10 protein-coding genes are annotated in these 11585 nt (G+C 68.7%); 8 read left to right on the forward strand and 2 right to left on the reverse strand.

What is annotated here, in order from left to right; genetic code table 11:
* Window positions 1-1047: Holliday junction branch migration DNA helicase RuvB (gene ruvB / locus ABWP92_RS13800; RefSeq protein ID WP_353235968.1), on the reverse strand; the 1047-nt coding region annotated here is incomplete at its 3' end.
* 75 nt (window positions 1048-1122) lie between these two features.
* Window positions 1123-1797, reverse strand: a complete 675-nt coding sequence (locus ABWP92_RS13805) for a GntR family transcriptional regulator (protein ID WP_353235969.1) — start codon at window positions 1795-1797, stop codon at window positions 1123-1125.
* Between the two features lie 381 nt (window positions 1798-2178).
* On the opposite strand from ABWP92_RS13805, the gene ABWP92_RS13810 reads away from it, so the two are divergent.
* The 8 genes from ABWP92_RS13810 to ABWP92_RS13845 form a co-directional block, all read left to right on the forward strand.
* Entirely contained in the window at window positions 2179-2952 is a 774-nt protein-coding gene (locus ABWP92_RS13810) for a DUF969 domain-containing protein (RefSeq protein WP_353235970.1), read from the forward strand.
* Window positions 2953-2957: 5 nt separating this feature from the next.
* On the forward strand, window positions 2958-3914 hold the full coding sequence (locus ABWP92_RS13815; protein ID WP_353235971.1) for a DUF979 domain-containing protein: 957 nt from the start codon (window positions 2958-2960) through the stop codon (window positions 3912-3914).
* A gap of 21 nt (window positions 3915-3935) precedes the next feature.
* Window positions 3936-4601 (forward strand): pyroglutamyl-peptidase I, encoded by a 666-nt coding sequence (gene pcp, locus ABWP92_RS13820; protein ID WP_353235972.1) that lies wholly within the window; start codon window positions 3936-3938, stop codon window positions 4599-4601.
* Window positions 4602-4632: 31 nt separating this feature from the next.
* Window positions 4633-5391: a LamB/YcsF family protein gene (locus ABWP92_RS13825; RefSeq protein ID WP_353235976.1), complete on the forward strand. Its 759-nt coding sequence runs from the start codon at window positions 4633-4635 to the stop codon at window positions 5389-5391.
* Between the two features lie 35 nt (window positions 5392-5426).
* The gene (locus ABWP92_RS13830) at window positions 5427-7076 is read left to right on the forward strand and encodes a 5-oxoprolinase subunit B/C family protein (protein ID WP_353235977.1); all 1650 of its coding nucleotides are present in this window, start codon (window positions 5427-5429) and stop codon (window positions 7074-7076) included.
* On the forward strand, window positions 7073-8803 hold the full coding sequence (locus ABWP92_RS13835) for an acetyl/propionyl/methylcrotonyl-CoA carboxylase subunit alpha (protein WP_353235973.1): 1731 nt from the start codon (window positions 7073-7075) through the stop codon (window positions 8801-8803). Before ABWP92_RS13830 ends, ABWP92_RS13835 begins: the two co-directional genes overlap by 4 nt.
* 251 nt (window positions 8804-9054) lie before the next feature.
* Entirely contained in the window at window positions 9055-9687 is a 633-nt protein-coding gene (locus tag ABWP92_RS13840; RefSeq protein WP_353235974.1) for a DUF2760 domain-containing protein, read from the forward strand.
* An 11-nt stretch (window positions 9688-9698) separates the two neighbouring features.
* A partial coding sequence (locus tag ABWP92_RS13845; RefSeq protein ID WP_353235975.1) for an Hsp70 family protein occupies window positions 9699-11585 on the forward strand: 1887 nt, incomplete at its 3' end.

The raw sequence follows: 11585 nt of genomic DNA on the forward strand, positions 1-11585 counted from the left end.
TCCGCCCGCGGCGCTGGGCGGCGTGACGCCCAGGTGCCTGAACGCCGCCACGGTGGCCACGCGCCCGCGCGGGGTGCGCTGCAGGTACCCCTGCTGGATGAGGTAGGGCTCGATCACGTCCTCGATCGTGCCGCTCTCCTCGCCGATGCTGGCGGCGATGTTGTCCAGGCCCACCGGGCCGCCGTCGAAGCGGTGGATGACGGCCTCCAGGAGCTTGCGGTCCATGACGTCGAAGCCTTGCGGGTCCACGTCGAGCATGGTGAGCGCGCGCTGCGCGATGTCCAGCGTGATGCGCCCGTCGCCCTTCACATCGGCATAGTCGCGCACGCGGCGCAGCAGGCGGTTGGCGATACGCGGCGTGCCGCGCGAGCGCCGGGCGATCTCGAAGCCGCCCTCGTCATCGATGGGCGCGCCCAGCAGCCCGGCGCTGCGGCGCACGATCAGGGCCAGCTCCTGCGGCGTGTAGAACTCCAGCCGCGCGACGATGCCGAAGCGGTCGCGCAGCGGGTTGGTGAGCATGCCCGCGCGCGTGGTCGCGCCCACGAGCGTGAAGGGCTGCAGATCGAGCTTGATGGACCGCGCGGCCGGTCCTTCGCCGATCATGATGTCGATCTGGTAGTCCTCGAGCGCGGGATACAGTATTTCCTCGACGACCGGCGAGAGTCGGTGGATTTCGTCGATGAACAGCACGTCGTTGCGCTCGAGGTTGGTCAGCAGCGCGGCCAGGTCCTTGGGCTTTTCCAGCACCGGCCCGGAGGTCTGGCGCAGGTTCACGCCCAGTTCGGCGGCGATGATGTGGCTGAGCGTGGTTTTCCCCAGGCCCGGCGGCCCGAACAGCAGAACATGGTCCAGCGCCTCCGAGCGCTTGCGCGCCGCGCCGATGAAGATCTCGAGCTGCTCGCGCGCCTTGGACTGGCCGACGTATTCCTCCAGCATCCTGGGGCGCAGCGCGCGCTCCAGCGCGTCTTCCTGCGAAGAGGCGGGCGCGGCGGAAACCACGCGCTGCTGCTGCGGGATGGGTGCGAAATCGTCGGTATGGATGGTCATGCGTGCGCTGGGAATTTCTGTGGCGCCTGAAGTCGTTCAGGCAGACAGCCGCATTGTCGCGCAACGCCGGGCGCGTTATCCCTTGATGCCTTTTTCGGCCAGCCTGCGCGCGTAGGCGGCGAGGATGAGCCGCTCGGAATGCACCAGGTAGTCGTTGAGCGCGCGCGACGCCTGATCCGGCTTGCCGGCCTCGAACAACGCAAGAATCTGCTGGTTCATCTCCACATAGGGCGCATGCAGGAAGTGCGGATCCTGCATGAGCCCGAAGGCCACGCGCAGCTCGGCCAGCAGGTGCGAGAACATCACGTTCAGCCGCTCGCTGTCGGCCAGTTCCACCACGGCCTTGTGAAACGCGATGTTGGCCGTTCCGACGCCGAGCCAGTCCTCCCTGTCGCGGCAGGCCAGCGCATGCGCAACCGCCGCGCGCATGCGCTCGAGCGCGGGGTGCATGGGGTAGCCCTGCGCCAGCGCCTGGCATTCGATCATGCGGCGGACCCGGTAGATATCGATGATGGACGCGATGCTGGGCACCACGACCGACACGCCCTTGTTCGGCTCGTGGGACAGAAGCCCTTCCTTGGTCAGCATGCGGAATGCCTCGCGCAGGGTGCTGCGCGACACATCCAGGCTCTCGCACAAGGCGGCCTCGGACAAACGCTGCCCTGGCGCCCATTCGCCAAGGATGAGCTTCTCGCGCAGGAGTTCCGCGATTCGGTCGGTGAGGTTTTGCGCTTCGGCGATGCTGGACATGGAATTCGGCTGTTGCTTGAGCCCGCAGTGTATCCACCCCGGCCCGCCGCCGCATGCGGCAGGAGCGCCCGGCGCCTTGTCCGAAGCCAACCGCCTTCGATCCGGTATTTCGAATCAAGAGCTGCCAACACGACCCAGCAAACCGAAGGTTTGCGATCGAGACGAGGCGAAGCAGCGACGTATCGATGGTTGTGTTAGCGATCCTAAGGGTTATCACCTATGCTTTGTATTTATTGTCTTATGCAAAATATTAAATTGTCAGACACTTCACAAATATTTGTACGGCATTGAAAGCAATCAAGGGAGCAAAACGCCCAGGATTGCCTCACGGGCCATGCCGCCAAGTCCACCATCGCGTCGCATTCATCCGAAGGAACCTACATGCTCAACGACGTCAACCTCTGGCCGCTGATAGGCGTGGCCATCATCATTGCGGGATTCATCCTGCGCTTCAATCCGATGCTGGTCGTGGTCGTCACGGCCATCGGCACAGCGTTCGCGGCCGGTTTTCCGGTCGACAAGGTTCTGGCCGCCATCGGCACCGGCTTCGTCAAGACGCGCAACCTGCCCCTGATCATCCTGCTGCCGCTGGCCGTGATCGGGCTGCTCGAGCGCCACGGCCTGCGCCAGCATGCGCAGCGCTGGATCAGCAGCATCAAGTCGGCCACCGCCGGACGCCTGCTGATCGTGTATCTGGCGGCCCGCCAATTGACGGCCGCCGTGGGCCTGACCAGCCTGGGCGGCCACCCGCAGATGGTGCGCCCGCTGCTCGCGCCGATGGCCGAAGGCGCCACCGAGAACCGCTTTGGCCGGCTGTCCGCCAAGGTGCGCGAGAAACTGCGCGCGTTCTCCGCCGCGACCGACAACGTGGGCCTGTTCTTCGGCGAGGACATCTTCGTGGCGTTCGGCGCGATCGTGCTGATGACCACCTTCCTGAAGGAAGCGGGCATTGACGTGGAGCCGATCCATGTCGCGCTGTGGGGCATTCCCACGGCGATCACCGCATTCATCATCCATGCCGTGCGCCTGTACCGGCTCGACGCGGCGCTCGCCAAGGACATCGAGCACGCCCGCAACACCGGCGAGTGGGGCGACGAGGCCGCGGCCGACACCGGCACGCCGGACATGCACAACAGCAAGGCACAGGGAGCCTGAACATCATGACCTTGACCATCCAGCACCTGTACTACCTCGTCGGCGTCATCCTTGCGATCACGGCGGTGCTCACCGTGCGCGACGCAACCAATCCGCGCCGCTACAGCAGCGCCCTGTTCTGGGCCATCTACGCCGTCGTTTTCCTGGTGGGCGACAGGCTCGACCCGGTGATCGTCGGCGTGATGGCGGTTGCCATGGCGCTGATCGCCGGCTTCAACGGCGTGGCGGGCGGCAGGCACCAGCCTCGCACCGACGCGCAGTATCTCGAAAGCGCCAAGCGCCTGGGCAACAAGCTGTTCGTGCCGGCGCTCGCCATTCCGCTCATCACCATGATCGGCACGCTGTCGGGCAAATATCTGCTCGTCGGCGCAACGCCGCTGCTCGACCCCAAGAACACGACGCTGGTCAGCCTGGGCGTGGGCTGCGTGATCGCGCTGTGCCTGGCCTGCTGGATGACGCGCGAGACGCCCGCCCAGGGCATCCGCGAATCGTGGCGGCTGACCGATGCGCTCGGCTGGGCGCTGGTGCTTCCGCAGATGCTGGGCATGCTCGGCCTGGTCTTCTCCGAGGCGGGCGTGGGCAAGGCCGTGGCCTTCGTGACCACCGAATACATCAACATGGACATCAAGTTCATCGCCGTGGCCGTCTATGTGGTCGGCATGGCGCTGTTCACCGTCATCATGGGCAACGGCTTCGCGGCGTTTCCCGTCATGACCGGCGGCGTGGGCGTGCCGGTGCTGGTGCACCACTTCGGAGGCAACCCGGCGGTGATGGCCGCCGTCGGCATGCTCTCGGGCTATTGCGGCACGTTGCTCACGCCCATGGCGGCCAACTTCAACCTGGTTCCGGCGGCGCTGCTGGAGATCGACAAGAACGCCGTCATCAAGGCGCAAGTGCCGACTGCCCTATTGCTTCTGACCGCGAACGTGTTCATCCTGTATTTCCTGATGTTCCTTCCCTGACGAAATGAAAGAGGGCTGCTCATGGCGCATGGCAAGCACCAGATCCTGCTGACCGGCTTCGAGCCGTTCGGCGAAGACTCCGTCAATCCATCGTGGGAAATCGCCCGCGCGCTCGACGGCGCGATCATCGAAGGCGCCATCGTGCGAAGCGTGCGGCTGCCCTGCGTTTTCGGCGACTCCATCGCGGCGCTGGACCGCGCCATCGCCGAGACCGGACCGATGCTGATCGTCTGCCTCGGCTACGCGGCCAACCGCTCGGACATCACGCCCGAGCGGGTCGGCATCAACATCGATGACGCCCGCATCCCCGACAACGCGGGCAATCGCCCCATCGACGCGCCAGTGCTCGCGGACGGCCCGCCGGCCTATTTCTGCACACTGCCCATCAAGGCGATGACCCAGGCCATGCGCGACGCGGGGGTCGCCGCGTCGGTCTCCAACACCGCCGGCACGTTCGTCTGCAACCATATCTGCTATGCGGTGATGGACCGCCTCGCCAAGGGTGCGGCGCGCAAGGACGCGCGCGGCGGCTTCATCCACGTGCCGCCGCTGCCCGGACAGGCCAGCCGCGCGCGGGACGCAAGCGCGATGGAGCTCGGCGAGCAGGTCAAGGGCATCCGGGCCGCCATCGCCGCGGCCATGACCACCCGGGACGACCTGCGGCTGAGCGCGGGCCAGATATCCTGAACATTGAAGAAAAGAAAGAGCGAGCACCATGATGAAGATGGACCTCAACAGCGACCTCGGCGAGAGCTTCGGCGCATGGAGCATGGGCGACGACGCCGCGATGCTCGACATCGTGAGCAGCGCCAACGTGGCCTGCGGATTCCACGCGGGCGATCCCGCAGGCATCCTGAAGACGCTCAAGGCCGCGAAGGAACGCAACGTGTCCGTCGGCGCGCACGTGTCCTATCCCGACCTGGTCGGCTTTGGCCGCCGCAACATGGACATCGGCAGCGCCGATCTCGTCGCCGGCGTCATCTACCAGATCGGCGCGCTGCAAGGGCTGGCGCGGGCCGCCGGAACGCGCGTGACGTACGTGAAGCCGCACGGCGCGCTCTACAACAAGATCGCGCAGGACAGGCGCCAGGCGGATGACGTGATCAACGCGCTGCTGGCGCTCGATCCATCGCTCGTGCTCGTCGCGCTTGCGGGCGCTCCGCTGATCCGGTGGGCGCGCGACGCAGGCCTTTCCGTGGTGGCCGAGGCCTTTGCCGACCGCGCCTACACGCCCGCCGGAGAGCTGGTCTCGCGCACGCTGCCCGGCGCCGTGCTGCACGATGAGGACGAGATCACCGAACGCATGGTCAGGCTGGTCCGCGAAGGCGCGGTCACCGCCATGGACGGCAGCACCGTGCGCATCGAGGCCGACTCCATCTGCGTGCACGGCGACAGCCCGGGAGCCGTCGCCATCGCCCGCAGCCTGCGCGAGCGCTTCGAGCGCGAGAACATCCAGATCGCGTCCTTCGCGGGTTGACCGGCTGCTCCATGAACGTAGAGAACAAGAACACCATGCGCTTTCTGCCGGTCAACCGCCACACGCTGCTGGTGGAACTGCCCGGACTGGACGATACGCTGGCGCTGCTCGCCTCGCTGCAGAAAACGCCCGTGCACGGCGTCGAGGAACTCGTCCCCGCCGCGCGCACCATCCTCGTGCAGTTCCGCGCGTCGGCGACATCCGCCGCGCAGGTCGTGCGCGACATCGCATCGCGCACGCTGGGCGAGCAGACGGAACGCAGCGACGTGCTGGTCGAGATCCCCGTGCATTACAACGGCGAGGACCTGGGCGACGTGGCGCGGCTGCTGGGCATCAGCGAGGAAGAGGTCATCCGCCGCCATACCGGCAGCGAATACACCGTGGCCTTCACCGGGTTCGCGCCGGGCTTCGGCTATCTGGTGGGCGGCGACCCCATTTTCGACGTGCCGCGCCGCAGCTCGCCGCGCACCCGCGTGCCCGCCGGATCGGTGGCGCTGGCGGGCAATTTCAGCGCGGTCTATCCACAGGCCAGCCCCGGCGGCTGGCAGTTGATCGGCGTGACGCAAACGCCCATGTGGGATCTGTCACGCGAGCACCCCGCGCTGCTGCAGCCCGGCTACCGCGTGCGTTTCGTGGACGCTGCCACGCTGCCTGCCGCCGCCTCTACCTCCACCGCCTCCTCCGGCTGCCAGCCCGCGCAAGCCGCGCCCGCCCCTCGGCCTCGCGCGGACATGCATGGCGACGCTGCCCTGCTGGTGCGCGCCACCGGCCTGCTCACCGTGTTCCAGGACACCGGACGCCACGGCCAGGCGGGCCAGGGCGTTTCCGCGTCCGGGGCCATGGACCAGGCGGCGCTGAAAACCGCGAACCGGCTGGTCGGCAATGCCAGCGACATCGCGGCCCTGGAGACCGTGGGCGGCGGCCTGCGGCTTGAAAGCCGCGGCGAGACCGTCGTCGCGGTGACCGGAGCCGATGCGCCGGTCACCATCACCACCTCCGGGGGCCGGCGCTGGGACGCCCCGCGCTACGCGCCCGTGGCGCTGGCCGACGGCGATACGCTGGCCATCGGCCAGCCCCGCGCCGGTGCGCGCTGCTACGTGGCGGCGCGCGGCGGCTTCAGCGTCGCGCCCGTGCTGGGCAGCTGCGCCACCGACACGCTGGCGAACGTCGGCCCGGCGGCGCTCAAGGCGGGCGACGTGCTGCGCCTGCACGGCCCCGCGGCCCGGCACATCGTGGCTGACGCCCAGTTGCCGCCCGAGGGCCTGCCCACGCTGGATGAAGACGTGGTGCTGGACATCGAGTTCGGCCCGCGCACCGACTGGTTCACCGCGCAGGCGCTGGACCTGCTGTGCAGCCAGCGCTGGCAGGTCACGCCGCAATCGAACCGCGTCGGACTACGCCTGAACGGCGAGACGCCGCTCTCGCGCACCGTCACCGCCGAACTGCCCAGCGAAGGCACTCCGCTGGGCGCGCTGCAGGTGCCGGCCAACGGGCAGCCCGTCCTGTTCCTTGCCGACCATCCGTTGACCGGCGGCTATCCGGTGATCGCCTGCATCGCGCCATACCACCTGGACCGCGCCGGCCAGATTCCCGTGGGCGCCTGGCTGCGTTTTCATCCCGTTCGCCGCTTCGGCGAAATCGCGCCCGCCCCGGCCGCTCCCGTTCCTGAAGAAGATACGCCATGAAAAAAGTACTGATTGCCAACCGTGGCGAAATCGCCGTCCGCGTGGCGCGCGCCTGCGCGGACTATGGCGTGAAATCCGTTGCCATCTATGCCGACTCCGACATCGACGCACTGCACGTGCGCATGGCCGACGAGGCCTACGGCCTGGCGGGCGAGCGCCCCGCCGACACCTACCTGAACATCGCCAAGATCATCGCCATCGCCCGCCAGTGCGGCGCCGATGCCGTGCATCCCGGATACGGTTTCCTCTCGGAGAGCGAAGCCTTCGCGCGGGCGGTGATCGGCGCTGGCCTGACCTGGATCGGCCCCCGTCCCGAAACCATCGCCCTGCTGGGCGACAAGGTCAGCGCGCGCAAAGTGGCGCTGGACGTCGGCGCGCCGCTGGTGGCCGGCACCAAGGACCCGGTGCAGGACGCATCGCAGGTGCTGGAGTTCGCCGAGCAGCACGGTCTGCCGATCATCATCAAGGCAGCATTCGGCGGCGGCGGGCGCGGCATGAAGATCGCCTGGCGCATGGACGAGGTCGAGGAACTTTTCGCCTCCGCGACGCGCGAGGCCATCACCGCATTCGGTCGCGGCGAATGCTTTGTCGAGCAGTTCCTGGACAAGCCCCGCCACATCGAAGCCCAGGTGATGGCCGACACGCATGGCAACGTCGTGGTGCTCGGCACACGCGACTGCTCGCTGCAGCGGCGCAACCAGAAGCTGGTGGAAGAAGCGCCCGCGCCCTTCCTCAGCGACGAGCAGCGCGAGCGCATTCACCAATCGGCGCGCGACATCTGCGCCAGGGCCGGCTACGTGAGCGCGGGCACGGTGGAATACCTGCTCAGCAGGAGCGGCGCGATCTCGTTCCTCGAAGTGAATACGCGCCTGCAGGTGGAGCACCCCGTCACGGAACAGACGACCGGCATCGACCTGGTGGTCGAGCAACTGCGCGTGGCCGACGGCCTGCCGCTGTCGATCAAGGAAACGCCCCGGCCCGACGGCCATGCGCTGGAATTCCGCATCAACGCCGAAGACGTGGGCCGCGGCTTCCTGCCCACGCCCGGCACGATCACGCGCTTCGATGCCCCCGGCGGCCCAGGCGTGCGCCTGGACTCCGGCGTGCAGACCGGCTCCGTGGTCTCCGGCTCGTTCGACTCGATGATGGCCAAGCTCATCGTCACCGGAGCGACGCGCGAGCAGGCGCTGGCCCGCGCGCGCCGGGCGCTCAAGGAGTTCCGGATCGACGGCGTCGCATCGGTGCTGCCGTTCCATCGCGCGGTGCTCGGCCATGCGGACTTCAACGGCCCCCGTGACTTCAATGTGCACACGCGCTGGATCGAGACCGAGTTCGCCGAGCCGCTGGCCGCCGCCGCGCGCGCCGAACCGCTGGCGGACGCTTCCCTCACGCGCACCGCCATCGAGATCGACGGCAGGCGCGTGTCGCTCGGCCTTCCCGCCGCGCTGCTGCAGGGCCTCGCGGCGATGCCGGGCGCGGCCCATCCGGCAGCCGCGGGCGCAGCGCCAGCCCATGATCCGGGCGTCGTCGAATCCCCCATCGCGGGCAACCTCCACGCCTGGAAGGTGCGCGATGGCGACGCCGTGCGGGAAGGCGACGTCATCGCGGTGATGGAAGCCATGAAGATGGAGATGCAGGTCACAGCGCACAAAAGCGGCAGGATCGCCCTGCTCGCGGGCGCTGGCACGCCGCAGGCGCTGGGCGCCGCGCTGGCGCGCATCGACTGAGGCTGACGCGCGGCCTCGCGGCGTGGCCTGAGCCGCGCCGGGCGTCCTCAGGGCGCCCGAGCACATGTCCCAAGTCCGACGGCGATGCCGGGATTGCGGGGATTCGGTAACATTGCGTCCTTCGCGCGTGCACGTGCATGGCGCTGCGGCGTATTGCGAACGGCACGCGAGCGAACCGATTTGCCCCGAATCCCCGCCCTGGCGCGATGCGCGGCGGGGGTTGACCCCGGCCCGATTCCGGGAATCACGACATGACCCAACCAACACCCCCCTCATTCCTCAGCCGCGTGGCGATCGCCATCGGCAGCTTTTTCGCGATACTCGGCAATGCGCGCCTGGCATCCGACATCGTCCGCCTGCGCGGCGGCGAGACGCTCGCCGCCGATGCGCCCGCGCCAGAGCCCCGGGAAGTGCGCGTCGAAGTCCCCGTGGAGAAGATCGTCGAGACCCGCGTGGAGGTTCCGGTCGAGAAGATCGTCGAGCGCGCCGTGCAGATCCGCGTGCCCACCGACACTGCCGCGCTGCAGGTGCTGGGCCTGCTGCAGCGCGAGGCGCGCTTCGTGGACTTCGTCCAGGAGGACGTGAAGAACTACACCGACGCCGAGATCGGCGCCGCCGCGCGCGTGGTCCACGAAGGCTGCCGCAAGGTGCTCGGCGAGCACTTCAGCCTCGTGCCCGTGCGCGAGGAAGCCGAGGGCAGCCGCATCACCGTGGCGCAGGGCTTCGACACCACGGCCATCCGCCTGACCGGCAACGTGGTGGGGCAGGCTCCGTTCAGCGGCACGCTCACGCATCGCGGCTGGAAAGTGGCGCACATGCAGTTGCCGCAGCTCACTGATGAGAAGGCGGCGGAGATCGTCGCGCAGGCCGAGGTCGAACTGTGACGGACGGCGCGATGAACACCGCGAACGCTTCCCAGCCGGCGGCGCTGTACTGCATCGGCATCGACCTGGGCACCACGCACTGCGCGCTGTCCTACGTGAGCCGGGCCGCAAGCGATGGAGAGAAGGTCGAGCAGCACGTGCTGGACATTCCGCAGCTCACGGCGCCGGCCAGCGTGGAGGCCAGGCCGCTGCTGCCCTCGTTTCTCTACCTGCCCCATGAGAACGAGCTCACGGCTGCCGACATGGCGCTGCCGGGCGCGGGCGAGCAGAGCCTCGTCGTGGGCGAGTTCGCACGCGCGCGCGGCGCGAACACGCCGATCCGCCTGGTGAGCAGCGCCAAGAGCTGGCTGTGCCATCCGGGCGTGGACCGCCGCGCCGCCATCCTGCCCGCCGATGCGCCGCCCGAAGTGCGGCGCGTGTCGCCACTCGCGGCCTCCACCCGTTACCTGAGCCATCTGCGCTGGGCCTGGGACAAGGCGCACCCCGAAGCGCCGTTCGACGCGCAGGACATCACCGTCACCATTCCCGCATCGTTCGATCCGGCGGCGCGCGAGCTGACGGCGCAGGCCTGCCGCGACGCGGGCTTCAGGCATCTCACGCTGCTCGAGGAGCCGCAGGCGGCGCTCTACAGCTGGATCCAGCAAAGCGGCGGCCAGTGGCGCAAGCAGGTGAAGAACGGCGACATCATCCTGGTGGTGGACGTGGGCGGCGGGACCACCGACCTCTCGCTGATCGCCGTGCTCGAGCGCGACGGGAACCTGGAGCTGCAGCGCGTGGCCGTCGGCGAGCACATCCTGCTGGGCGGCGACAACATGGACCTGGCGCTGGCCTATGGCCTGGCCCGCAAACTCGCCCAGGAAGGCAGGCAGCTCGACGCATGGCAGACACGTGCGCTCTCGCATGGCTGCCGCGCCGCCAAGGAGCAGTTGCTGGCCGACGAGAGCCTGCAGAGCGTGCCCGTCGTGGTTCCCAGCCGCGGCAGCAAGCTGATCGGCGGCAGCATCCGCACCGAGCTGACGCGCGCGGAAGTGCTGCAGATGCTGGTGGAAGGCTTCTTCCCCAAGGTGGCCGTGGACGAGCGGCCGCAAACCCGCGCCCGCGCCGCGCTCACGCAGCTCGGCCTGCCCTATGCGCAGGACGCGGCGGTGACGCGCCATCTCGCGGCATTCCTGTCACGCCAGGCCGGCGCGGCCGGGCAGATCGACGGCCTGCGCGAGACGCAGCCCGCGAACGCCGCGTTCCTGCATCCCAGCGCGATTCTCTTCAACGGCGGCGTGCTCAAGGCCAGCCGGATCGAGCAGCGCATCATCGAAGTCATCAACGGCTGGCTGGCCGCCGACGCGGCGCCCGCGCTGCGCATACTCGACGGCGCGAACCTCGACCTGGCGGTGGCGCGCGGCGCGGCCTACTACGGCCATGCGCGGACAGGCACGGGCGTGCGCATCCGCGGCGGCACGGCGCAGTCGTACTACGTGGGCGTGGAATCCAACATGCCCGCGATCCCGGGCATGGAGCCGCCCATCAGCGCGCTATGCCTTGCGCCGTTCGGCATGGAGGAAGGCTCCGAAGCGCGGCTCGACACGCAGGAGTTCGGCCTGGTCGTCGGCGAGCCGGTGCGGCTGCGCTTCTTTGGCTCGTCGGTGCGCCGCGGCGATGCGGTGGGCGCGCTGCTGGATTTCTGGGGGCCCGACGAATTGGTCGAACTCCAGGAGATCGAGGCCACCCTGCCCGCCGAGGGCCGCAACGCGGGTGAGGTGGTGCCGGTGACGCTGCTCGCGCGCGTGACGGATATCGGCACGCTGGAGCTGAGCGCCGTCCCCGTGGGCGGCAACGAGCGCTGGAAGGTCGAGTTCGACGTGCGCGCCGGGACCAGCGCGGAAACCGCCGCCGGAACCGAT

Origin of the sequence: Diaphorobacter ruginosibacter, assembly GCF_040396215.1 — a bacterium.
Lineage (GTDB): Bacteria > Pseudomonadota > Gammaproteobacteria > Burkholderiales > Burkholderiaceae_C > Diaphorobacter_A > Diaphorobacter_A ruginosibacter_A.